We start from the raw sequence: 22,397 nt of genomic DNA on the forward strand, positions 1-22,397 counted from the left end.
AAGATGGCGCCCCGCCTATCGTCCGGGGAGTGCGTCTCCCCGCGGTGACCTGGTCGGCCGTCGAGCGCCGGGCGCGCACCGTCCCCGACGGGCCGGTCACCCGGTCCGGCGGGGACGACGGCCTGCTCCTGCGCGGTCTGGTCACCGACTCCCGGCGGGTCGTCCCCGGGTGCCTGTTCGCCTGCGTGCGCGGTGCGGCCAGCGACGGGCACCGCTGGGCCGGCGCGGCCGCCCGGGCCGGCGCGGCGGCGCTGCTGGCCGACCGGCCGGTCGACCTCGCCCTGCCCACGCTGTCGGTCCCCTCGGTGCGCGCCCGGCTCGGGCCGCTGGGCGCGCTGCTGGCCGGTGACCCCGCCGACGCGCTCGACCTGGTCGGCGTGACCGGCAGCAACGGCAAGACCACGACCAGCACGCTGGTCGGCGGGGTCCTCGAGGCCGGCGGAACCTGCACGGGCGTCGTCGGCACGCTGGGCGCGCGGGTGGGCATCCGCACGCGCCGCACCCCCCTGACCACCCCCGAGGCCCCCGAGCTGCACGAGCTGCTGCGCTGGATGGTCGACGCCGGCGCCCGGCGGGCGGTGGTGGAGGCCTCCTCCATCGCGCTGGACATGGGCCGCATCGACGGCCTGCGCTTCGGCGTCGCCGTCTTCACCGGCTTCGAGGAGGACCACCTCGACCACCACGGCACCATCGAGCACTACTGGGCCAGCAAGGCCCGGCTGTTCGAGCGGGACCGGTCGGCCGCCGCGGTGGTCGTCGTCGACGACCCCTGGGGACGCCGGCTGGCCGAGCAGGCGCCGGTGCCGGTGACGCGCGTGGGGACGTCCGAGGACGCCGACGTCCGGGTGCTCGGCTGGCGCACCGGAGCCGCCGGCACCGAGGTCCTGCTCGGCGACGACACCGGCGGGCACCGGGTGTCCAGCCCGCTGGTCGGCCGGGTGCACGTGACCAACCTGGCCGCGGCCTGGGCCACCGGCCGGGCGCTGGGCGTCCCGGCCGACGCCATCGCCGCGGGCCTGGCCGCCACCACACCCCCGCGCGGGCGCAACACGGTGCTCGGCGGGTCCGGGCGCCCGGTCGTGGTCGTGGACTACGCGCACACCCCCCGCGCCCTGGCCGCGGCCGTCGCCACCGCGCGGGACCTGTGCGGCCCCGGTGGTCGGCTGCACCTGGTGCTCGGCGCCCGCGGCCGCCGCGACCGCTACAAGCGGCAGGGGCTGGGCGAGTCGGCCCGGGCCGCCGACGTCGTCTGGCTGACCAACGAGGGCAGCCACGGCGAGGACCCCGCGGCGATCATCGGCGAGCTGCGGATCGGCCTGCTCGGCGGCGGCGCCGCCGTCCGGACGGTGCCCGACCGGCGGGCGGCGATCCACGCGGCGGTCCGCGCGGCCGGCCCGGCCGACGTCGTCCTCGTCGTCGGCCGCGGGCACGAGACGCGGCTGCTCGACACCACCGACCCGCGCGACGCCGTCCACCTCGACGACGCCGAGGTCGCCACCACCGCGCTCATCGTCGAGCACGGCCCGCCGACGAGGGCTCCGGCGGGCGAGGACGAGCTCGCCTCCTGACCCGCGGCGTGGGAACAGACCGGGCCCGTCCGGTGCTACGGTCGCCACAGTTGAACTTTCAACGAGGAGGCCGGCCATGCCCGCCGTCACCGTCGAGGACACCACCACCCTCCCCCGCGTCCCGCTGCCGGCTCCGCGCACCGTCCGCCGCCGGACCCGCACGGTGACCACGGCCCCGTCGGGCTTGGAAGGCGAGGGCTTCCCCGTGCGCCGCGCGTTCGCCGGGGTGGACCTGCGCGACCTCGACCCGTTCGTCCACATGGACCAGATGGGCGAGGTCGAGTACGCCCCCGGCGAGCCCAAGGGGACCTCCTGGCACCCGCACCGCGGCTTCGAGACCGTCACCTACATCATCGACGGCACCTTCGAGCACGCCGACTCCCACGGCGGCGGCGGGACGATCAGCAACGGCGACACCCAGTGGATGACCGCCGGCGGCGGCGTCCTGCACATCGAGCGGCCGCCGGAGGCGCTGGTCGCCAGCGGCGGGCTGTTCCACGGCCTGCAGCTGTGGGTGAACCTGCCGCGGGCGCAGAAGTGGGTCGAGCCGCGCTACCAGGACCTGCGCGCGCGGGAGTCGGTGCTGCTGGCCAGCCCCGACGCCGGCGCCCTGGTGCGGGTCATCGCCGGCGACGTCGGCGGGCACACCGGACCGGGCTCCACCTACACGCCGATGGCGATGGTGCACGCGACGGTCGCGCCGGGCGCCGTCCTCGACCTGCCGTGGCGGCCGGACTTCAACGCGCTGGTCTACGTGCTCTCGGGAGCGGGCTCGGTGGGCATCGACGGGGCGCCGGTGCGCACCGGGCAGCTGGCCGTCCTCGGTCCCGGCGACACCGTGACCGTCCGCGGCGCGGTGCGGCAGGAGTCGCGGACCCCGGCGCTCGACGTCGTCGTGCTGGGCGGCCGGCCGATCCGCGAGCCGATGGCGGTGTACGGGCCGTTCGTCATGAACACCCGCCAGGAGCTGGTCGAGGCCTTCGACGACTTCCGCGCCGGGCGGCTGGGCTCCGTCCCGGCGGCGCTCCGCCTCCCCCGCCGTCCCGCACGCCGGGGTCCACGGCGAGGCCGGACAGGAGTAGGAAGCCGGTCATGAGCGACACCGAACCGCGCCCGACCCCGCGGGAGGTGGGTGGGCTCGACGCGACCGCCGCGGGCCCGGCCCTCGACCTGCTGCCCGGGCGGGAGGTGATGCTGGGCCCCGGCACCCCGGTGCGGCGGCTGCTGCCCACCCTCGGCCGGCGGATGGTCGGCGCCTGGGCGTTCGTCGACCACTACGGGCCCGACGACGTGTCCGGCAGCGCCGGCATGCAGGTCACCCCGCACCCGCACACCGGGCTGCAGACGGTGTCCTGGCTGATCGAGGGCCGCGTGCACCACCGTGACTCCCTCGGCAGCGACGTCGTCTTCGGCCCGCGCGAGCTGGCGCTCATGACCGCCGGGCACGGCATCGCGCACGCCGAGCAGTCGCCGGTGCCGCACCCGCGCTTCCTGCACGGCGCGCAGCTGTGGGTGGCGCTGCCCGAGGCCGCCCGCGACACCGCACCGGCGTTCGAGCACCACGCCACCCTGCCCGGGTTCACCTCCGACGGGCTGACCGCCACGGTGCTCCTGGGCGGCTTCGGCGGGGCGACCTCCCCGGGCACGGCGCACACCCCGATCGTCGGCGTCGACCTCGACCTCGCCGCCGGGGCCGACGTCGAGGTGCCGCTCGAGCCGGACTTCGAGCACGTCCTGCTCGGCGCCGCGGGCGGGGCCGAGGTCGAGGGCGCGCCGCTGGCCCACGGGGCGATGGTCTACCTCGGCACCGGCCGCCGGTCGGTGCGGATCCGCACCGGTGCCCCCGCCCGGCTGCTGCTGCTCGGCGGCGAGCCGTTCGGGGAGCGGCTGGTCATGTGGTGGAACTTCGTCGGCCGGACGGGCGAGGAGATCGTGGAGTTCGCCGAGCGGTGGAACGCCGAGGACGAGCGGTTCGGCGCCGTCCCGGGGTTCGGCGGGGACGAGCGCCAGCTCGCCCCGGCGCTGCCGCCGGTGCCGCTCAAGGCCCGCGGGAGGGTCCGGTGACCGTCGACGACCGCATGCTCGAGTTCCTCGCCGGGCGCCGCTGGGGCGTGCTGGCCACCGTCAAGCGCGACGGCCGGCCGCAGCTGTCCAACGTCGGGTACGCCTACGACCCGGCCGAGCGGCTGTTCCGGGTGTCGGTGACCGCCGACCGCGCGAAGACCCGCAACCTGCAGGCCGACCCGCGGGTGACCCTGCACGTCTCCTCCGACGACTTCTGGTCCTGGGTTGCCGTGGATGGCACCGCGGAGCTCACCCCGGTGGCCGCCGACCCGCACGACGCGACCGTCGACGAGCTGGTCGCCTACTACCGCGGGGTCTCCGGCGAGCACGAGGACTGGGACGACTACCGCCGGGCGATGGTGGCCGACCGGCGGCTGGTGGTCCGCTTCCGACCCGAGCACACCTACGGTCTGGTCCGCGGCTGAGCGACCGGCCGGTGCGTCCCGTCCGCACCGGCCGGCCGCTGCGCTCGTGACGTGCTGGAACGGCCCCGTCGCAGGGACCCGCGCCGAGACTGCGAGGCGCGGGTCCCTGCGACGGGGTCCTTCACTCCATGACCGAGAAGCCGGCACCCCACGGGTCCTGCACCACGGCGAAGCGGCCGAACTCGGTGTCCTGCGCGGCCATGGTGACCTTCCCACCGGCGGCCTCGACCGCCGCGACAGTCTCGTCGGTGGACGCGACCGAGAAGCACGTGGACCAGCCCTTCGGCGCCCCCGGCGTCACGCCGCCGAGCCCGCCCAGCGGGCGCTCGTCGGTGGCGAACGTCGCGTAGCCGCCCATGCCCTCGAGCTCGTCGAAGCGGAAGCCGAACACGGCGGCGTAGAAGGCCTGCGCCGCGGCCGGGTCGTCGACGGCGGCCTCGTTCCACGCCAGCGACCCCGGCTCGTTGTGCACCTCGACGCCGGTGTGCGTGCCGGCCTGCCACAGCCCGAACTGGTTGCCCTGCGGGTCGCGCGCGATGACCATCGTGCCCATCGGCCCGACCTCCATCGGCTCGACGACCACGGTGCCGCCCGCCTCGCGGATGCGGTCGCAGGTGGCGGCGGCGTCGCTGGCGGCGAAGTACGTCGTCCAGGAGGGGGAGGCGCCCGGCTCCATCAGCGGGCCGAGGCCGGCTGCCTGGTGGCCGTCCTTGAGCGCGTTGACGTAGCCGCCGAACTCGGGTGAGTCCGCCGTCCACTCCCAGCCCAGCAGCGAGCCGTAGAAGGACGTCGCGGCCGCGACGTCGGCGGCGCCGTAGTCGACCCAGCAGGGCGTGCCGTCGGGCCAGGGGGTGTTCCGGGTGGGCATGGCTCCTCCTCGGGGGTGTGGGGAGGGCACCGTCCCACCGGGCACCGACAGTCCGGGAGGGGATGTGTGCACTTCCGCGGAAGTGCACACGAACGGGCGCTAGAAGCGGCCGCCGCCGGAGCGCCCGCCGCCCCCGCCGAACCCGCCGCCGCCCGACCGGCCGCCCGAGCCCCCGAAGCTGCCGCCCCGCGGCCGGCCACCCCCGAGGCCACCGCCGAACCCACCGCCGAACCCGCCCCCGCGCATGCCACCGGCGAGGATGCCACCGAGCACGAGGCTGCCGAGGTCCACGCCGCCGCGGCGGCCGTAGCCGGGCGCGTACCCCGGCCCGTAGCCACCGCCGTACCCGGGCCCGTGGCCACCGCCGAACCCGCCGCCGTAGCCGGACGACCACGCCGCCACGTCGGACTGGGCCTGATCGAGCGCCTGCCGGGCCAGCTGGTCGGCGAGCTGGGCCTCCCGCAGCGCGCCCTCCGGGTCGGTGCGGCCGCTGCCGACGGCGGCGTCGAGGTGGCGCTGCGCCTCGGCCAGCCGGGTGCGGGCCTCCGGCCCGACCGCGCCGCGCCGGGTGGCGACGAAGTCGGCGGCCGCGGCCACGGTGGAGCGAGCCCGCAGCAGGGTCTGGTCCAGCGCGGCCGCCGCCCGGCGGGCACGGGTCTGCGCGTCGCGGGCCGCGGCCAGCCCCTGCTCCAGCGCCAGGCCGGCCTCCTCCAGCCGGCGCAGCGCGGCCAGCGGGTCGGGCAGCCCACCGCCGCCGGGACGCGCCGCCTCGTCGGCGGCGGTCAGCCCGGCCTCGGCGCGCGCGACCTGCGGCCGCAGCCCGCCGGCGTCACCGGAGGCCACCACCGCACGGGCCTCGGCGAGGTCCTCCTCCACCTCGGCGCGGGCGGCGGGCAGCCGCGCGGCGGCGTCCTCGAGGTCGCGCTCGAGCCGGCCGACGGCGTCGAGCAGGGTGCCCACCTGGGCGACGGCGTCCTCGGCGGCCCGCAGGTCACCCACCGCCTCACCCGACCGCCCGGCCTGCAGCGCCTCGCGGGCCTCCGCCGCCTCGTGCTCGGCGGCGGTCAGCCGCGCGCGGGCCTGCTCGACGTTGTCCGCGACCGGCGCCAGCGCGGACTCGGCGTAGCGCCGTCGCAGCCGGGCCATCCGCTCCTCGTCCTGCGGCAGCCGGCCGTGCAGGGCGGTGATCCGCGCGGCGAGGCCCTCGAGCACCTGGGGAGCGGTGCGCTCGAGGTCGCGCAGCTGATCGAAGGCCTCCGCCTGCTCGTCGAGGCGCGCGTCGGCGGCCGAGGTCAGCGAGAGGATCTCGGCCAGCATCGCCCGCTGGGTCGGCTCGTCCTCGGGCACCTCGTCGTCGAGCTGCTGACGCAGCGTGAAGGCGCGGGTGAGCTCCTGCCGCGACTGCGCCAGGGCCTCGGAGAACCCGGCCACGGCCGCCTCGCCGTACTGCAGCCGGGCGAAGTCCAGGTCGAGCTGGGAGGTCTTCACCGCCTCGTCGAGGTCGAGCAGCGCCGCGCTCGCCCGGCCCTGCAGCTCCGGGGTGGGGACGCCGGCGTGCGGGTCGGGCCGCTCCAGCCGGGTGGTCGGCGGCGGCTGCGCCTCCCGCCGGCGCCGTCGGGAGCGGGTCACCAGGTAGGCGCCGCCGCCGAGGACGGCGATCCCCCCGACCACCGCCAGGGTCGTCGCTCCCGACCCGTCGCCGCCGGTGTCGCCGGACCCACCCGCGCCGGAGGAGGCGCCGATGCCCTCGGCGAAGGCCACCCCCGCCGCGCTCCAGTCAGCGGCCGCGAGCTCGGGCTCGACGTCCCGGGCGAGGAAGTCGTCGATCTCGGTGTTGCTCTGCGGGAAGGAGTCGTCGACCCAGTAGCCGTACTGCCGGTCGTCCACCGCGACGGCGAGCAGCACGTCGGTGCCGCCCAGCCCGGAGAACTGGGCGGTCCGCGCGGCCCACTCACCGGAGTCCAGGCCGTCGAAGGAGGACACGTAGACGACGAAGGCCTGGGTGCCGTCCTCGGCCTGCCGCCGGTCGACCGCCTGCTGCACGCGGGACACCCCGCCGTCCAGCGCGCCGACGAGGTCGGTGACCTCGCCGGGCACCTCGAACGGCTGCTCGGCCAGCGCCGGACCGCCGCCGGCGAGCACCAGGACCGCCGCGACCCCGAGGACTCCCACCATCCGGCGCACGGCCCGACCCTAGGTCGGGCGCCCGGGAGCCGCCGCCGGAACGACGGCGCGGGGTAGGACGGGCACGACCGGGTAGTGGGCTCCTGACCTGTGCCCCGGCCCCAGGAGGACCCCGTGAGCGAGACCGACCGCATCCCCGCCGACCGGCTGCCCCCGGGGAGGGTGGGCCGGGCCGGGAACTGGGCCGTCGGCAACCGCGACGGGAAGTACTTCGCCGTCTCCCGCCGCTGCCGCCACCAGCTCGCCGACCTCTCCGAGGGCAGCCTGGACGCCGACGGCTGCCTGGTCTGCCCGTGGCACCAGGCGCGCTACGACGTGCGCACCGGCGACATGGTCGAGGGCCCGCGCGGCTTCCTCGGCTACCACGGGCCGACCCCGGGCTACACCCAGCTCGTCCGCGGCTACGCGCACTTCCTGCGGCTGCGGGTCAGGAAGGCGCTGCGCCGCGGCGACGACGTCGTGGTGACGTGAGGTCGGCCCCCGCGCAGGGACCCGCCGCGGGCCTGCGCGTGGCGGGGGCGAGGGGGTCCTCCGTCAGCGCCACTCGATGGGCTCGTCGACCCCCTGGACCAGCGCGTCGGACTCGGGGTCGGCCGCACCGGTCGGGCGCACGCTGACGCCCTGGGTGGCGGCGACCTCCTCGGCCGACCGCGGGCGCAGCACGCCGTCGCGGATCTCCTCCGCCCAGTGGCAGCTGACCAGGTGTCCCGTCCCGAGCTCGCGCAGCACCGGGACCTCGTCGTCGCACCGGGTCTCCTGCCGCCACGGGCACCGGGTGTGGAACCGGCACCCGCTGGGCGGGTTGGCCGGCGACGGGAGGTCACCGGCGAGCAGGATGCGCTCGCGGCTCTCCTCGACCACCGGGTCGGGCACCGGGACGGCGCTCATCAGCGCGCGGCTGTAGGGGTGCAGCGGCTCGGAGTACAGGACGTCGGAGGGCGCCTGCTCCACCAGCGAGCCCAGGTACATGACGCCGACGACGTCGCTGATGTGCCGGACCACCGCGAGGTCGTGCGCGATGACCAGGTAGGTCAGCCCGAGGCGCTCCTGCAGCTCCTCGAGCAGGTTGACCACCTGCGCCTGGACGCTGACGTCGAGCGCGGAGACCGGCTCGTCGGCGATGAGCAGGTCGGGCTCCAGGGCGATCGCGCGGGCGATGCCGATGCGCTGCCGCTGGCCGCCGGAGAACTCGTGCGGGTAGCGGCGCAGCGCCGCCGACGGCAGCCCGACGGCGTCGAGCAGCGTGCGGATCCGCTCGGCGATGCCGCGCTTGCCGCCGCCGAGGCCGTGCGCGCGCAGCGGCTCGGACAGCAGCGACTCGACGTTCTGCCGGGGGTCGAGGCTGCCGAGCGGGTCCTGGAAGACCATCTGCATCCGGCGGCGCATCGTGCGCAGCGGCTCGCCCTGCAGCGAGGCGACGTCGGTGCCGTCGAAGACGACCCGGCCGGCGGTGGGCTCGACCAGCCGCAGGACGGCGCGGCCGAGCGTGGACTTCCCGCAGCCGGACTCCCCCACCAGCCCGTAGGTGCTGCCGCGGGCGATGCTGAGGTCCACCCCGTCGACGGCGCGGACGTGCCCCACCGTGCGGTCGACGATCACGCCGCGCTTGATCGGGAAGTGCACCTGCAGGCCCTCGACCCGCAGCAGCGGGTCGGCGGCGGTGCTGTCGGCGGCGGTGCTGTCGGCGGAGGGGACGGCGGTCATCGGGCGGCTCCGGACGCGGTGGCCCCGGCCGGGGACCTCGGGTGCTGGAGGGGATGACGGCAGCGCAGCTCGCGGCCGGGGCCGTCGTACTCCAGCGGCACGGTGCTGCCGGCGACCTCGGTGAGGCAGTCGTCCTGGGCGTTGTCGCACCGCGGGGCGAACGCGCACCCCTCGGCCCACGGGATGGCGTCGCGGGCGGAGCCGCGGATGGGGTGCAGCGGCGCGCCCCGGGCGGCGTCGAGCCGGGGCACGGAGGCGAGCAGCCCGCCGGTGTAGGGGTGGCGGGGCTGCGCGAACAGCTCGTGGCGGTCGGCGGACTCGATGATCCGGCCGGAGTACATGACGTGCACCCGGTCGCACAGCCCGGCCACCACGCCGAGGTCGTGGGTGATCATCACCAGCGCGGTGCCGGAGTCGACCACCAGCTCGCGCAGCAGCTCGAGGATCTGCGCCTGGATGGTGACGTCGAGGGCGGTGGTCGGCTCGTCGGCGATGAGCAGGCGCGGGGCGCAGGCCAGCGCCATCGCGATGAGCGCCCGCTGGCGCATGCCGCCGGAGAGCTGGTGCGGGTACTCCTTGAGCCGGCGGGAGGGGTCGGGGATGCCGACGCGGTCGAGCAGGCGGGTGGCCTCGTCGCCCGCCTCCTTCCTCGACATGTCCCGGTGCTCGAGCAGCACCTCGGTGACCTGGGTGCCGATGGGCACCGTGGGGTTCAGCGACGACAGCGGGTCCTGGAACACCATGGCCATGTCCGCGCCGCGCAGCCGGCGCAGGGCCCGGTCGCCGGCCCCGAGGAGCTCGCGGCCGTCGAGCCGCACCGAGCCGCCGACCTGCACGCCGCGGCTCGGGAGCAGCCCCATGACCGCCAGCGAGGTCACCGACTTCCCGCAGCCGGACTCCCCGACCAGTCCCACCGTCTCCCCCGGGCCGACGGAGAAGCTGACCCCGTCGACGGCGCGGGTGGGCTGCTCGCCCCGGCGCGTGAAGGTGACGGTGAGCTCCTCGACGTCGAGGACGGAGGCACCGACGGTGCCCGCCTCGCCGGCCGGCAGCGACTCGATGGTCACCGGGTCACCTCCGGAACTTCGGGTCGAGCGCCTCGCGCAGCGACTCGCCCAGCAGCGTGAAGCCGAGCGCGACGACGATGATGCACAGGGCCGGGTAGATGGCCAGCTCCGGCCGGATGGACAGGAACGCCTGGGCGTTGGACAGCATGGCCCCCCACTCGGGACGGGCGAGGTCGGGGTCGCCGAGACCCAGGAAGGACAGCGCCGCCGCCTCGATGATCGCCGTCGCCAGCGACAGCGTCGCCTGGACGATGACCGGTGACAGCGAGTTGGGCAGCACGTGCCCGAAGACGATGCGGCTGCGCCGGATGCCCAGCGCCCGGGCGGCGAGGGCGTAGTCGCTGCCGCGCTGGGCCAGCATCGACCCGCGCAGCAGCCGGGCGAAGACCGGCACCTGGGTGACCGCGATCGCGATCATCAGCGCCCACTGGTTCTGGCCCAGCAGCACCGAGATGCTGATCGCCATCAGCAGGCTGGGCAGCGACAGCAGGATGTCGACGAAGCGCATCACCACGCTGTCCACCCAGCCGCCGAACGCACCGGCCAGCACCCCCAGCGCCATGCCGACGGCGGCGCCGAGCAGCGTGGACACCACACCGATGAGCAGCGACTGCCGGGACCCGACGATCAGCCGGGACAGCAGGTCGCGGCCGAGGTTGTCCACGCCCAGCGGGAAGCCCTCGCGGCTGCCGGGGATGGAGCCCGGCCGGATCTCGCTCAGCAGGTACTGCGTGAGGGGGTCCTTGGGGGCCAGCAGCGGGGCGAAGGCCGCGACCAGCAGGAAGACGACGACGATGACCGCGCCGGTGATGGCCACCGGGTTGCGCCGCAGCCGGCGGAAGGCGCTGCGGGTCAGCGAGAGCCCGCCCTCACCCTCGGGCACCTGACCGGCGCGCGCGGCCAGCTCGTCGATCCGCCGCCGCTTGAGGTCCCCCATCGCGGTCATCGCCGCTGCTCCCGTCCGGCCTGCGGGCTCATCGGACCCTCACCCGCGGGTCGAGCAGGCCGTAGGAGATGTCGACCAGCAGGTTCACCAGCACGTACACCACCGCCAGCATGAGGATGAAGCCCTGGAGGACGGCGAAGTCCCGGGCGAAGATCGAGTCGAATATCGCCGACCCGACGCCGCCGAACGCGAAGACGGTCTCGGTGAGCACCGCACCGGACAGCAGCAGGCCGGTCTGCAGGCCGATCGTCGTCGACACCGGCAGCAGCGCGTTGCGCAGGATGTGCCGCCGGCGGACGGTCGACGTCGCCAGGCCCTTGGCGTTCGCCGTGCGCACGTAGTCCTCGTTCACCACGTCGAGCACCGAGGCCCGGGTGATCCGCACGATGATGGCCAGCGGGATGGTCCCCAGCGCGATGCCGGGGAGCACCAGGTGCAGGAAGGCGTCCCACGCGGCGTCCCACTCGCGGGTCAGCAGGCCGTCGAGGACGTAGAAGTTGGTGATGCGGGTGGCGTCGATGCGCACCTCCTGGCGCCCGGAGCCGGGCAGCCAGCCCAGCTCGACGGCGAACAGCAGGCGCAGCAGGTAGGCGAGGAAGAACACCGGGATCGCCACGCCCAGCAGCGAGCCGATGACCGAGGCCGAGTCCAGCCAGCTGCCGTGCCGGCGGGCGGCCAGGTAGCCCAGCGGGATGCCCAGGCCGATCGCGAAGACCATCGCGAAGACGGTGAGCTCGATCGTGCCGGGCATCCGCTCCAGGAACTCCTCGATGACCGGGCGCCCGGTGCGGGAGGAGTTGCCGAAGTCCAGCTGCACGGCCCGGCCGAGGAAGCGCAGGTACTGGACGTAGAGCGGCTGGTCGAGCCCGAAGAGCTCGTTGTAGCGGGCGATCGCCTCGGGGGTGGCGCGCTCACCCAGGGCGGCCTGGGCCGGCCCGCCGGGGAGGGCGCGCAGCCAGGCGAAGAGCAGCACCGACAGGCCCAGCAGGATCGGGATCAGCTGGAGGAGCCGCCGGACGATGAAACGGAGCACGTGCTCGGGTCACCTCTCCACGACGGGTGCACGGACCGGACACGCCGACCGGCCGCGCCGGGGCAGGACGAGCCTGCCCCGGCGCGGCCGGCAGTGGGGGTCAGTCGCTGACGGACACCGTCGAGAAGACCTCGGCGGTCAGCGGGCTGGGCTCCAGACCCTGGACGTTCTCGGCGACCACGAGCGCCGGCGGCGAGTGCGAGATCGGGACACCGGGCAGGTAGTCCATGATCAGCCGGTTCGCCTCCTGGTACAGCTCGGTGCGGCGGCTGGCGTCGGGCTCCTGGTCGGCCTCCGCCAGCGCGGCGAAGATCTCCGGGGCACTGAACGCACCGAACTCCGCGGACGCCTGGTTGTTCGCCTGCTCGGCGAAGAAGGTGCCGATGAAGTTGTAGGCGTCGTTGTAGTCACCGGTCCACCCGAGCAGGTGGATGTCGGCCTGACCGGCCTGCACCGCGTTGAGGTAGTCCGGGTTCCACGGCAGCGCCGTCGGCTCGACGGTGAAGCCCGCGTCGATCAGGTTCTGGTTGATCACCTGGAACAGCGCGGCCGGGTCCGGCAGGTAGGGCCGGCTGACCTCGGTCGGGTAGTAGAACCGCAGGGTCGTCCCCTCGGCGCCGGCCTCCTGGAGCAGCTGGCGGGCCCGGTCGGGGTCGTAGTCGTAGGTGGTGACGTCCTCGGCCCACCCGTCGACCGTCGGCGGCATGAACTCCACGGCCGCCTCGGCGCCCTCCGGGAGGAGGGAGTTGACGATCGTCTCGCGGTCGATGGCGTGCGCGATGGCCTGGCGGACGCGCACGTCCTTCAGTGCGGGGTTGGCCTGGGTGCCGGGCACGTTCCCGCCGTTGATGCCCAGGTAGAGGATGTTGAACGGGTCGCGGACCAGGACCTGGAACCCGTCGTCCTGCAGCGACTGGTAGTCGGCCGGGGCCACGAAGTCGTAGCCGTCGATCGAACCGGCCTGCAGCTCCTGCCGGCGGGTGTTCCCGTCGGGGATCGTCCGGAAGATGATCTCGTCGAGGAGGGCCTGGTCACCCCAGTAGTCCTCGTTGCGGACGATGGTCACCTCGCCGTTGCCGCGGTCCCAGCTCTCGAACTTGAACGGGCCGGTGCCGGTCGGGTGCTCCAGGGCGTACTCGGAGTAGCTGAGCGCGTCCTCGCTGCCGGAGAGGTTGTCGGCGTCGTACTGCTGCAGCGCCTCCGGGCTCTGGATGGAGAAGGCCGGGAGGGCCAGCGCGGCCGGGAACTTCGAGGTGACCTGGGTCAGCCGGATCACCGCGGTGTTCTCGTCGGTGGCCTCGCAGCTCTCGTAGATGCTGGGGGCGTCGGGCGTGCTGGCGAAGCCGCCGAAGACCGCCTGGTAGTAGTACGAGGCGCTGGGGCTCTGCGCCAGGCCCTCGAAGTTGTACCAGCGGTCGAAGTTGAAGCAGACCGCCTCGGCGTTGAAGTCGGTGCCGTCGTGGAACTTCACGCCCTCGCGCAGGGCGAAGGTGTACTCGAGGCCGTCCTCGCTGACCTCCCAGTCCTCGGCGAGCTCGGGCACCGGCTCGGTGCCGCCGATCTCGTTGCCCAGCAGGCCCTCGTAGATCTGGCGGGCGACGCGGAAGGTCTCGCCGTCGCTGCCGAACGCCGGGTCGAGCATGGCCGGGTCGCCGGCCGCGCCGAAGACGAGGGTGCCGCCGGACTGGGCCTCACCGCCCTCCCCGCCGGAGCCGGAGTCGGAGTCCCGGTCACTGGAGGCACAGGCGGCCAGGGTGACGGCGGTCAGTGCGGCCGCGGAGGCGGCCAGCACTCGCTGTGGTCGACGCTGCATCGCGAGAGACCTGCCTTCTCGGCCCGTCCTGGGCCGGATGATCCGTGGTGGACGGCCGTGCCGGCGCGTGACCTCCGGACGGCGTGCACAGGGACCCTAGGTCCGGCTTGTGACCTCGATGACAGGGGGATGCCGTTTCGACACCGATTCGCAACCTGAGCTGGCCCTCAGCGGCTGGAACGGCCCGCCGGCAGGGACCCGCCCCGACCGGAGCGAGGGGCGAGGGGTCCTTCCTCAGGCGTCGATGCGGCGGCGGCCCTCGAACGCCCGGCCCAGCGTGATCTCGTCGGCGTACTCCAGGTCGCCGCCCACGGGCAGGCCGCTGGCCAGCCGGGACACGGCGAGCCCCAGCGGGCCGACCAGCCGCGCGAGGTAGGCCGCGGTGGCCTCGCCCTCGAGGTTGGGGTCGGTGGCGATGATCAGCTCGGTGACGGTGCCGTCCATGAGCCGGGTCATGAGCTCCTTGACCCGCAGGTCGTCGGGGCCGACGCCCTCGATCGGGCTGATCGCCCCGCCGAGGACGTGGTAGCGGCCACGGAACTCACGGGTGCGCTCGATGGCGACGACGTCCTTGGGTTCCTCGACGACGCAGATGACGTCGGTGGAGCGGCGCGGGTCGCGGCAGATGCGGCACTGCTCGCCTTCGGCGACGTTGTAGCAGGTCACGCAGAAGCGGACCTCGGCCTGCACGCGCTGCAGCGCGGCGACCAGCCGGCCGACGTCGGCGGACTCGGCGGCCAGCAGGTGGAAGGCGATGCGCTGGGCGCTCTTCGGCCCGACGCCGGGCAGGCGGCCGAGCTCGTCGATGAGGTCCTGGACGGCCCCCTCGTACACGGTGCTCCTCGGGGAAGTGGGATCGCGGGCCCGGTCAGGCGCCGGGCAGCCCCGGCATGCCGGGCAGCCCACCGGCCAGCGGGCTCATGCGGTCGGCGGTCAGCTGGTCGACCTGGCGGGCGGCGTCGCGGACGGCGGCGACGACGAGGTCCTGGAGGGTCTCGACGTCGTCGGGGTCGACGGCGGAGGGGGCGATGGTCACGGCGGTGAGCTCACCGCTGCCGGACATCGTGGCCGTGACCAGCCCGCCGCCGGCCGAGCCGGTGACCTGCTCGTTCGCCAGCTGCTCCTGTGCGGCGGCCAGGGCCTGCTGCATCTGCTGGGCCTGCGCGAGGATCGCCTGCAGGTCGGGCTGGCCACCACCACCGGGGAACATGCCCCGAGGGTAGGCCGAGGGGACGACATCCGGCGGGACGTGGTGGGTGGCGGGAACGGCGGGGACCGGCCCACCGCCGCTCAGGACTCGACCGGCCGGGCCCCGAGCTCCGCGCGCAGCAGCGCCAGGGCCGCCTGCTCGGGGTCGACCGCGGGGACGTGCTCGCGCTCGCCGCCGTCCTCGGACTGCTCGGCGGCCCGCTGGGCCAGCAGCTCGCGCGCCTCGGCGGCCTCGGCGGCGCGGGCGGCCTCGCGGGCGGCCTCCCGGGCTCCCTCGGGGCCCCCGCCCGACACCGGAGCCCGGCCGGCCGCGCCCTCGACGACCGCCTCGACCCGCCAGCGCACGCCGAGCAGCTCGTTGAGCGCCTCGCGCAGCACGTCCTTGTTGAGGTCGTCGCCGATGCGCCGGGCCAGCGCCGGGGACGTCGTGGACAGCGTCAGGACGCCGCCGGCGAGGTCGTGCACCTGCGCGTTCTTCAGCAGCGCCTCGGTGGTGCGCTTGTGCCGCTTGACCACGGCGAGCAGCTCGGGCCACACCCGGCGGACGTCGCCGGTGGTCAGCTCGCCGTCGCCACCCGTGCCGGCGCCGGGCGGGTTCGCCGACACCACGGGGGTGGGCTCGCTGCCCCGCGGCGCGGGCGCGGACTCGGCCGCGGCGCGCGGCGCGGCCGCCGGCGGGCGCGGCTCGGCCACGCGGGCCGCGGCGTCGCGGGCGGCGTCCGGCCGCGGCGAGTGGGGGTGGTCCTCGTCGTCGGTGGGCTCCGGCGGGAGCGGGACGTCCGGCTCGCCCTGCGCCACGCGCGGGCCGGACCGGGCCGGGGCGGCGCCGGATCCCGGCGGCGTCGTCTCCGGCCAGTCGTCGGCCGCCGGGGCCGACCCGGGCGCCGAGGCGGCCGCCGCACGGGAGCCCGAGCCGGGCGGGGTGGTCTCCGGCCAGTCGTCACCGGCCGCGGGGGCCGGGGCGGCGGGTGCCGGCCGGGACGGGGTGGGGGTGGGCTCGGCCCTGGTGGCCGCCGCCTGGGTGCGCTGGGAGGGCCGGACGTACTCCCGCCGCGACGCCCCGCTCCGCTCGGCGGGCGCCGGCTCGTCGCCGGCCGGCGCCGGGCGCGGCGCCTCCCGCACGGGGACGTCGCGCACCGGGACGTCGCGCACCGGGACGTCGCGCACCGGGGTGTCACGCACGGGGGTGTCGCGCAGCGGGACGTCGGCGGCCGCGCCGTCGCCGGCGATCGACAGCCGCCGCTCGAGCCGCTCGAGCCGCTGCAGCGTGGCCGCCGCGGAGCCGTCGGTGGCCGGCAGCAGCATGCGGGCGCAGACCAGCTCCAGCAGCAGCCGCGGCGCGGTGGTGCCGCGCATCTCGGAGAGCCCGGCGTGCACGGTGTCGGCCAGCCGGGACAGCGTCGCCGACCCCAGCGCCCGCGCCTGCGAGGTCATCAGGTCCAGCCGGTCCGGCGGGCAGTCGAGCAGGCCGTTGCCGCCGGCCTCGGGCACGGCGTCGAGCACGATGAGGTCGCGCAGCCGGTCGAGCAGGTCGGTGGCGAAGCGGCGCGGGTCGTGCCCGGCCTCGACGACGCGGTCGACGGCGCGGAAGACACCCGGCGCGTCGGAGGCGGCGAGCGCGTCGATGGCCTCGTCGAGCAGGGCGTCGTCGGTGACGCCGAGCAGGCCCACCGCGGAGGCGTACGTGACGCCCTCGGGCCCGGCACCGGCCAGGAGCTGGTCGAGGATCGACAGCGAGTCGCGCACCGAGCCGCCGCCGGCGCGGACCACCAGCGGGAAGACCGTGGGCTCGACCTGCACGTCCTCGGCGGCGCAGGTCTTCTCCAGCAGCCCGCGCAGCGTCGTGGGCGGCACCAGCCGGAACGGGTAGTGGTGGGTGCGCGAGCGGATCGTCGGCAGCACCTTGTCCGGCTCGGTCGTGGCGAAGACGAAGACCAGGAACTCCGGCGGCTCCTCGACCACCTTGAGCAGGGCGTTGAAGCCCTGCGTGGTCACCATGTGCGCCTCGTCGACGATGTAGACCTTGTAACGGCTGTTCACCGGGGCGAAGAAGGCGCGCTCGCGCAGGTCGCGGGCGTCGTCGACACCGCCGTGGCTGGCCGCGTCGATCTCGATGACGTCGAGGGAGCCGGGGCCGTCGGGCGCCAGCGCCACGCAGGAGGCGCACACGCCGCACGGCGTCGACGTCGGGCCCTGCTCGCAGTTCAGCGACCGGGCGAGGATGCGCGCCGACGAGGTCTTGCCGCAGCCGCGCGGCCCGCTGAACAGGTAGGCGTGGTTGACCCGGCCGCCGTCGACGGCGTTGACCAGCGGCGTCGTGACGTGCTCCTGGCCGACCACCTCGGCGAAGGTCGCCGGGCGGTACTTCCGGTAGAGCGCCAGAGCCACGCGGCGAGGTTACGTGGCGGGGACGACGTCCCGGGGACACCGGGACGCCGCCCGTGTCCCCGGGTCAGGGCGACACCGGGTCAGGGCGACATCGCCAGCCGCAGCAGGAACTCGACCTGCCCGCGGTCCTCGACGCGGACGAAGCCCAGGTTGGGCGCGGTGATGCCGAAGTCGGCGAAGACCACCGGCACGGCGCCGGAGACCTCCACCCCCTCGGCGGTGCGGACGACGGCGAGATCGGTCTGCACCTGACGGGTCTGCCCGCGCAGCGTGAGGTCGCCGGTCACCGGGACGGTCACCGGCGTGCCGGAGAGCTCGGGCAGGTCGACCGGCCCGCGGACGGTGAACGTCCCCGTCGGGTACGTGTCGACGTCCATGACGTTCCCGCGGAAGTAGGAGTCCCGCTGACCGATGTCGGTGCGGATGCTCGCGACGTCGACCGAGACCTCCGCCGATGCCAGGTCCCCGCCCTGGATGACCACCGAGCCGGTGACCTGGTCGGTGGTGCCGGCGACGGTGACGTTGGCGCCGTTGAGGACCTCGTCGACGCGGTAGCCGGCCGAGGAGCCCGGGACGACGGTCCACGTGCCGTCGGTCTCGGGTGCCAGCTCGACGTCGGAGGGCTGCGCCTGCACGGTCGGCGCCGCGGCGGCGTCCTCCTGCGTCGCGGCGTAGAGCAGCGGGCCGACGCCGATCCCGAGGGCGAGGAGCGCGACGACCCCTCCGACGATCCACCAGGTGCGACGACGACGGGCCATGGCGTCTCCTTCCCTCGACGGACCGCGGATGCTGGCCGGTCGACCTGTGAGCCGGCTGTGAGCCCGGGGGAAGAAGGGACCCCCCGTGCACCCGCCAGAGCCCGCTTATCCTTGCTGCCTTCCGGCCCTGGGGAGGTTCACAGGGTGACGCCACACGAGGGGTCTGCACACCACTGTAGAGGACGGCGGTCGCTAGGCTCCCGGGGCATGACGCCCCGGCGCGCCCTCGTGCTGCCCCCGCCCCGCTCCTGACCCGGAGCACCGCGGGCTGATCCGCGCGGCCGGCACGTCCGGCCGCCACTGCGCCGTGCTCCGGACCGCCGCCCCGTCCGGAACCAGCGCCCAGGAGCGTCATGTCCACCCCCTCCCTCTCCCTCGCCTCCCGGCGCGACTCCTCGTCGTCCCGGCGTGGCTTCGCGTTCGTCGTCCTCGCGGCCCTGTGCTGGGGGACCTCCGGCCTGTCCGGCCGGGTCGTCGCCGACCGCAGCGGCCTGTCCGCGCTCGACATCGCCTGGTACCGCCTGGCGGTCGGCGCGGTCGCCCTGTGCGCGGCCTGGGCGGTGACCGCCCGGCGCCGCGGGCCCGCCGTCCGGGTGACGCGGCCGGTGGCCGGCCGCCTGGTCCTCATCGGCGCCGGGCTGGCCGCCTACCAGCTCGCCTACTTCAGCGCCGTCGAGCGGGCCGGGGTGAGCATCGCCACGCTCGTCGCGCTCGGCCTGGCGCCGCTGCTCGTCGCCGTCGGCGGCACCCTGCTCGGCGCGGGCCGGCCGAACCGGACCACCCTCGTCGCGCTGGGCGTCGCCCTCGTCGGGCTCACCCTGCTCGTGGGCGTCTCCGCCGGCGCCGACACCGGGACGACCGTGCTGCTCGGCGCGCTGACGGCGACCGGCTCGGCGCTCGGCTACGCCGTCGTCACGCTGGCCGGCGGCGGCGTGCCGGCCGGTGTCCCGGTGACGCTGGCCGGGTTCGCCGGCGGCGCGCTGCTGCTCACCCCGGTCGTCCTCGCCGAGGGGCTGACCGTCCCGTCCGACGGCGTCGCGCTGGCGGTGCTGCTCTACCTGGGGCTAGTGCCCAGCGCCCTGGCCTACCGGCTGTTCTTCGCCGGCGTGCGCACGGTGCCGGGCGCGGTGGCCTCGATCGTGACGCTGCTCGAGCCGCTGACGGCGACCGTGCTGGCCACGGCGTTCCTCGGCGAGCGGCTCGAGCCGGCCGCCGTCGCCGGCGGGGTGCTGCTGCTCGCCGCGGTCGCCGGGCTCTACGTGCGCGAGCTGGGCCGCCGCGCCGGGCCGGCCGCCGCGACCGGCGCGTGAACGACGACGGGCCCCGGCGGTCTGCCGGGGCCCGTCGTCGCGGTGCGGAGGATGGGAGATTCGAACTCCCGAGGGGTTGCCCCCAACCCGCTTTCCAAGCGAGCGCCATAGGCCACTAGGCGAATCCTCCCGTGCCCCGATGGTAGCGGGCGGCACCGCGGCGGTCAGCGGACGGTCCGCGGCGTGTGGCGCGCCACCCCGGGTGGTCGCCCGCCGCGGCACGGGGCAGGCTGTCGAGGTCGGGGGGCGCACGAGAGTCGAGGAGCAGGACGATGAGCGAGCCGGGCCAGGTCCGACCGGAGGTCGTGGACGAGATCGTGGCCGTCCTGCGTGGCGCCGACCCCGCGGGGCTGCCGCCCTCGGCCACGGCGGAGGAGAAGGCCGCCGCCAAGGACCGCTACCTCTCGGAGTTCGCCGCCGAGCGCAGCAAGCGCGACCGCCAGGCCCAGGCGTGGGAGCTGCTGCTGACCCGCAGCTACGACGAGCCGCCGACGTGGGAGCGGCTCTTCGACGACCTCCCGCCCGGCGCCGTCGAGGAGCTCGGCGGGCTCTACGACGTGCTGCCCTCGGGCGCGCAGGAGGAGTACGCCCGTCGCTACGGCGTCCCCAGCACCGTCTGAGCCGGGGCGTGCCCGGCGCACCCCGGCGGGGTAGGGAGCGCCGGTGACCTCGACCGTCCCCGGCCGCCTGGTGGCCGGCCGCTACCGGCTGGTGTCGCGGGTGGGCCGCGGCAGCATGGGCGCGGTGTGGCTCGGGCGTGACGAGCTGCTCGGCCGCGAGGTCGCCGTCAAGCAGGTGCTGCTGCCGGCGGGCACCGACCCCGCGGTCGCCGACCAGCAGCGCCAGCGGGCGCTGCGCGAGGGCCGCATCGCCGCCCGGCTGACCCACCCGCACGCGATCTCCGTCTTCGACGTCGCCCTCGAGGACGGCGTCCCGTGGCTGGTGATGGAGTACCTGCCCTCCCGCAGCCTCGCCGAGGTGCTGCACCAGGACGGCGTGCTGCGCCCCGACCAGGTGGCGCAGGTGGGGGCGCAGCTGGCCGACGCGCTGGTCGCCGTGCACGAGGCCGGGATCGTGCACCGCGACGTCAAGCCCGGCAACGTGCTGGTCGGCCGGGGTGGGCGGGTCGACGGCCTGGTGAAGATCACCGACTTCGGCATCGCGCACGCCAGCGGTGACGTCACGCTCACCCAGACCGGGCAGATCACCGGGACGCCGGCCTTCCTCGCGCCCGAGGTCGCCCAGGGCAGCGAGATGACGCCGGCCAGCGACGTCTTCTCGCTGGCCGCGACGCTCTACACCTGCCTGGAGGGCGAGCCGCCCTTCGGCATGGACGACAACGCGCTGCGCCTGCTGCACCGGGTGGCCGGCGGGCAGGTGCGCCCGCCGCGGCGCGCGGGGTCTCTGGAGCGGCCGCTGCGGCGGATGCTCGAGGCCGACCCCGCCCGGCGGCCGTCGATGGGCCAGGTCCGCGACGAGCTGGCGCGGCTGGCCGCCGGGCGCGACGGCGACCCGACGACGGTGCTGCTGGCGCGCACCGCCCTCGGGGCGGCGCCCAGCCGCAGCCGCACCGCCCAGCTCGAGCCGGACCCGCCGCTGCCGGTGGGACCGCCCGCGGAGGCCGTCGACCCGCCGACCCCCGTCGCGCCGGTCCCCGTCCCGCCGGACACGCTCGCCGGCCCGCCGGCCGGGGACCGCGGCGATCCGGACCCGCCCGCACCGCAGCCCCGGACGCCGGAGCCGGCCGGTGCGGACCGGCCCGCGCGGTCGGGACCGCTGGTCGGCCCGAGGCGCCGGCGCCGCCGTCCGCTGCTGGTGGTCCTCGCCGTCGCCCTGGTCGCGCTGGCCGCCGTGGGGGGCACCTGGCTGGCCACCCGCGGCGGCACCGCGGACCCCGACGGCGGGACGTCGGCCGGTGCCACCTCGTCGGCCCCGGACGACGCGACCGCGGAACCGTCCGGCGACGCCGGGGCGCCGGCCGGCGGGTCGTCCGCGGGTGAGCGGTCGGCGGAGAGCCCCCCGCCCGCGACGGACGGTCCCTCCGCGGAGTCGCCGCCCGCGGAGGAGGCGCCGGCCGACCCGGCCACCGAGGCGCGGGAGACCCTCGATCAGTACTACGCGCTGCTGCCCGGGGACACGGCCGGCGCCTACGAGCTGACCGGGCCGACCCTGCAGTCGCGCGCGAGCTACGGGTACTACGCGGACTTCTTCGGCCGCTGGTCGGAGGTCAACCTGCTCGACGTGCGCGACGTCACCGACCGAGGCGACCGCATCACCGCCACGACGCAGGTCGAGTTCCTCGACCCGGGCGAGCGGCTGGTCGAGACGCACGCGGTGACGTTCGTCCGCGCGGCCGACGGCCGGCTGCTCATCGACCTCGACGTGGTCGCCTGACCCCGGACGGCCGCCCGACCCCGGACGCGACGACGGCGGCGTCCCCGAGGTGGGACGCCGCCGTCGTGGACCGCTGGCGGTGGCGGTGGGATTTGAACCCACGGAGGCTTGCACCTCACACGCTTTCGAGGCGTGCTCCTTCGGCCGCTCGGACACGCCACCGCCGAAGAGACTACAGGCCCCGCTGCCGGCGGAAGAACGCGCGTAGCAGTGCGGCGCTCTCCTCCGCCCGGACTCCCCCGGTGACCTGCGGGCGGTGGTTGAGCCGGCGGTCGCGGACGACGTCCCACAGCGACCCGGCGGCACCGGCCTTGGGGTCGTCGGCGCCGTAGACGACGTGCGCGACCCGGGCCAGCACGCTCGCGCCGGCGCACATCGTGCACGGCTCGAGGGTGACCACCAGCGTGGCGCCGGTGAGCCGCCAGCCGTCCCCGTGCACCCGCGCCGCCGCGCGCAGCGCCAGCACCTCGGCGTGCGCGGTGGGGTCGCCGAGCCGCTCCCGCTCGTTGGCCGCCTCGGCGAGCACCTGACCGCCGGGCCCGAGGACGACGGCGCCGATCGGCGTGTCCCCCCACACCTGCGCGGCGGCGGCGAGCTCGAGGGCCCGGCCCATCGCCGCGTCGACGGCGTCCGCGCCGGGTCCGGTCACGGCCCGCCGTCCCGGGG

General features: G+C 75.9%; 20 protein-coding genes, 2 tRNA genes and 1 other RNA gene. 8 read left to right on the forward strand and 15 right to left on the reverse strand.

Annotated features, from left to right (window positions below):
- Positions 1 to 29 precede the first annotated feature (29 nt).
- The 4 genes from CHC04_RS21680 (at position 30) to CHC04_RS21695 (ending at position 4,057) form a co-directional block, all read left to right on the forward strand.
- A complete protein-coding gene (locus tag CHC04_RS21680; RefSeq protein WP_089406031.1) occupies positions 30 to 1,568 on the forward strand; it encodes a Mur ligase family protein in 1,539 nt (512 codons plus the stop codon).
- 76 nt (positions 1,569 to 1,644) lie between these two features.
- On the forward strand, positions 1,645 to 2,664 hold the full coding sequence (locus CHC04_RS21685; protein ID WP_089406032.1) for a pirin family protein: 1,020 nt from the start codon (positions 1,645 to 1,647) through the stop codon (positions 2,662 to 2,664).
- Positions 2,661 to 3,632, forward strand: a complete 972-nt coding sequence (locus CHC04_RS21690) for a pirin family protein (RefSeq protein WP_089406033.1) — start codon at positions 2,661 to 2,663, stop codon at positions 3,630 to 3,632. The genes CHC04_RS21685 and CHC04_RS21690 overlap by 4 nt, the downstream gene beginning before the upstream one ends.
- Positions 3,629 to 4,057, forward strand: a complete 429-nt coding sequence (locus tag CHC04_RS21695; protein ID WP_245817622.1) for a PPOX class F420-dependent oxidoreductase — start codon at positions 3,629 to 3,631, stop codon at positions 4,055 to 4,057. Before CHC04_RS21690 ends, CHC04_RS21695 begins: the two co-directional genes overlap by 4 nt.
- Before the next feature lie 121 nt (positions 4,058 to 4,178).
- Here CHC04_RS21695 and CHC04_RS21700 read toward each other — a convergent pair whose 3' ends face one another.
- The gene (locus CHC04_RS21700; RefSeq protein WP_089406034.1) at positions 4,179 to 4,925 is read right to left on the reverse strand and encodes a VOC family protein; all 747 of its coding nucleotides are present in this window, start codon (positions 4,923 to 4,925) and stop codon (positions 4,179 to 4,181) included.
- 99 nt (positions 4,926 to 5,024) lie between these two features.
- Positions 5,025 to 7,100, reverse strand: a complete 2,076-nt coding sequence (locus CHC04_RS21705; protein ID WP_141233885.1) for a TPM domain-containing protein — start codon at positions 7,098 to 7,100, stop codon at positions 5,025 to 5,027.
- A 123-nt stretch (positions 7,101 to 7,223) separates the two neighbouring features.
- Between CHC04_RS21705 and CHC04_RS21710 the strand changes: the two genes are divergently transcribed.
- Positions 7,224 to 7,580: a Rieske (2Fe-2S) protein gene (locus tag CHC04_RS21710; protein ID WP_089406036.1), complete on the forward strand. Its 357-nt coding sequence runs from the start codon at positions 7,224 to 7,226 to the stop codon at positions 7,578 to 7,580.
- A gap of 63 nt (positions 7,581 to 7,643) precedes the next feature.
- Here the strand turns inward: CHC04_RS21710 and CHC04_RS21715 are convergent, their stop codons facing one another.
- The 10 genes from CHC04_RS21715 to ffs all read right to left on the reverse strand — a co-directional run bounded on the left by CHC04_RS21715 (position 7,644) and on the right by ffs (position 18,194).
- The gene (locus CHC04_RS21715; protein ID WP_089406037.1) at positions 7,644 to 8,813 is read right to left on the reverse strand and encodes an ABC transporter ATP-binding protein; all 1,170 of its coding nucleotides are present in this window, start codon (positions 8,811 to 8,813) and stop codon (positions 7,644 to 7,646) included.
- Positions 8,810 to 9,880, reverse strand: a complete 1,071-nt coding sequence (locus CHC04_RS21720) for an ABC transporter ATP-binding protein (protein WP_217897502.1) — start codon at positions 9,878 to 9,880, stop codon at positions 8,810 to 8,812. The genes CHC04_RS21715 and CHC04_RS21720 overlap by 4 nt, the downstream gene beginning before the upstream one ends.
- A 4-nt stretch (positions 9,881 to 9,884) precedes the next feature.
- Positions 9,885 to 10,826 carry an ABC transporter permease gene (locus CHC04_RS21725; RefSeq protein ID WP_089406038.1) on the reverse strand — a complete coding sequence of 314 codons (942 nt, stop codon included), beginning with the start codon at positions 10,824 to 10,826 and terminating at the stop codon, positions 9,885 to 9,887.
- A 28-nt stretch (positions 10,827 to 10,854) separates the two neighbouring features.
- Positions 10,855 to 11,859, reverse strand: a complete 1,005-nt coding sequence (locus tag CHC04_RS21730) for an ABC transporter permease (RefSeq protein ID WP_089406039.1) — start codon at positions 11,857 to 11,859, stop codon at positions 10,855 to 10,857.
- 100 nt (positions 11,860 to 11,959) lie between these two features.
- The gene (locus CHC04_RS21735) at positions 11,960 to 13,672 is read right to left on the reverse strand and encodes an ABC transporter substrate-binding protein (RefSeq protein ID WP_089406040.1); all 1,713 of its coding nucleotides are present in this window, start codon (positions 13,670 to 13,672) and stop codon (positions 11,960 to 11,962) included.
- 234 nt (positions 13,673 to 13,906) lie between these two features.
- On the reverse strand, positions 13,907 to 14,506 hold the full coding sequence (gene recR / locus CHC04_RS21740) for a recombination mediator RecR (RefSeq protein WP_089406041.1): 600 nt from the start codon (positions 14,504 to 14,506) through the stop codon (positions 13,907 to 13,909).
- A gap of 34 nt (positions 14,507 to 14,540) precedes the next feature.
- Positions 14,541 to 14,882 (reverse strand): YbaB/EbfC family nucleoid-associated protein, encoded by a 342-nt coding sequence (locus CHC04_RS21745; RefSeq protein WP_089406042.1) that lies wholly within the window; start codon positions 14,880 to 14,882, stop codon positions 14,541 to 14,543.
- 80 nt (positions 14,883 to 14,962) lie between these two features.
- On the reverse strand, positions 14,963 to 17,269 hold the full coding sequence (locus CHC04_RS21750) for a DNA polymerase III subunit gamma and tau (RefSeq protein ID WP_089406043.1): 2,307 nt from the start codon (positions 17,267 to 17,269) through the stop codon (positions 14,963 to 14,965).
- A gap of 80 nt (positions 17,270 to 17,349) precedes the next feature.
- The gene (locus tag CHC04_RS21755; protein ID WP_089406044.1) at positions 17,350 to 18,027 is read right to left on the reverse strand and encodes a YceI family protein; all 678 of its coding nucleotides are present in this window, start codon (positions 18,025 to 18,027) and stop codon (positions 17,350 to 17,352) included.
- A gap of 71 nt (positions 18,028 to 18,098) precedes the next feature.
- Positions 18,099 to 18,194, reverse strand: an RNA gene (gene ffs / locus CHC04_RS21760) — signal recognition particle sRNA small type.
- Between the two features lie 186 nt (positions 18,195 to 18,380).
- Here ffs and CHC04_RS21765 point away from each other — a divergent pair.
- A complete protein-coding gene (locus CHC04_RS21765; RefSeq protein ID WP_089406045.1) occupies positions 18,381 to 19,337 on the forward strand; it encodes a DMT family transporter in 957 nt (318 codons plus the stop codon).
- A gap of 45 nt (positions 19,338 to 19,382) precedes the next feature.
- Here the strand turns inward: CHC04_RS21765 and CHC04_RS21770 are convergent.
- Positions 19,383 to 19,467: transfer RNA gene (locus CHC04_RS21770), tRNA-Ser, on the reverse strand.
- Between the two features lie 142 nt (positions 19,468 to 19,609).
- Between CHC04_RS21770 and CHC04_RS21775 the strand changes: the two genes are divergently transcribed.
- Both CHC04_RS21775 and CHC04_RS24645 read left to right on the forward strand, forming a co-directional pair.
- Positions 19,610 to 19,957, forward strand: a complete 348-nt coding sequence (locus tag CHC04_RS21775) for a hypothetical protein (protein ID WP_089406046.1) — start codon at positions 19,610 to 19,612, stop codon at positions 19,955 to 19,957.
- A 43-nt stretch (positions 19,958 to 20,000) separates the two neighbouring features.
- Positions 20,001 to 21,731: a serine/threonine-protein kinase gene (locus CHC04_RS24645; protein ID WP_217897503.1), complete on the forward strand. Its 1,731-nt coding sequence runs from the start codon at positions 20,001 to 20,003 to the stop codon at positions 21,729 to 21,731.
- Between the two features lie 74 nt (positions 21,732 to 21,805).
- Here CHC04_RS24645 and CHC04_RS21785 read toward each other — a convergent pair.
- Both CHC04_RS21785 and CHC04_RS21790 read right to left on the reverse strand, forming a co-directional pair.
- A tRNA-Ser gene (locus CHC04_RS21785) sits at positions 21,806 to 21,893 on the reverse strand.
- A 10-nt stretch (positions 21,894 to 21,903) separates the two neighbouring features.
- Entirely contained in the window at positions 21,904 to 22,380 is a 477-nt protein-coding gene (locus CHC04_RS21790; RefSeq protein WP_089406047.1) for a nucleoside deaminase, read from the reverse strand.
- Positions 22,381 to 22,397: the final 17 nt, after the last annotated feature.

The sequence above is a fragment of the Geodermatophilus saharensis genome (genome assembly GCF_900188205.1).
GTDB lineage: Bacteria > Actinomycetota > Actinomycetes > Mycobacteriales > Geodermatophilaceae > Geodermatophilus > Geodermatophilus saharensis.

Coding starts and splice junctions, on each gene's coding strand:
- CHC04_RS21685 (WP_089406032.1), top strand. CDS start 1,645: ATGCCCGCCGTCACCGTCGAGGACACCACCACCCTCCCCCGCGTCCCG.
- CHC04_RS21715 (WP_089406037.1), bottom strand. CDS start 8,813: ATGACCGCCGTCCCCTCCGCCGACAGCACCGCCGCCGACAGCACCGCC.
- CHC04_RS21705 (WP_141233885.1), bottom strand. CDS start 7,100: ATGGTGGGAGTCCTCGGGGTCGCGGCGGTCCTGGTGCTCGCCGGCGGC.
- CHC04_RS21735 (WP_089406040.1), bottom strand. CDS start 13,672: ATGCAGCGTCGACCACAGCGAGTGCTGGCCGCCTCCGCGGCCGCACTG.
- CHC04_RS21725 (WP_089406038.1), bottom strand. CDS start 10,826: ATGACCGCGATGGGGGACCTCAAGCGGCGGCGGATCGACGAGCTGGCC.
- CHC04_RS21765 (WP_089406045.1), top strand. CDS start 18,381: ATGTCCACCCCCTCCCTCTCCCTCGCCTCCCGGCGCGACTCCTCGTCG.
- CHC04_RS21690 (WP_089406033.1), top strand. CDS start 2,661: ATGAGCGACACCGAACCGCGCCCGACCCCGCGGGAGGTGGGTGGGCTC.
- CHC04_RS21745 (WP_089406042.1), bottom strand. CDS start 14,882: ATGTTCCCCGGTGGTGGTGGCCAGCCCGACCTGCAGGCGATCCTCGCG.
- CHC04_RS21755 (WP_089406044.1), bottom strand. CDS start 18,027: ATGGCCCGTCGTCGTCGCACCTGGTGGATCGTCGGAGGGGTCGTCGCG.
- CHC04_RS21775 (WP_089406046.1), top strand. CDS start 19,610: ATGAGCGAGCCGGGCCAGGTCCGACCGGAGGTCGTGGACGAGATCGTG.
- CHC04_RS21700 (WP_089406034.1), bottom strand. CDS start 4,925: ATGCCCACCCGGAACACCCCCTGGCCCGACGGCACGCCCTGCTGGGTC.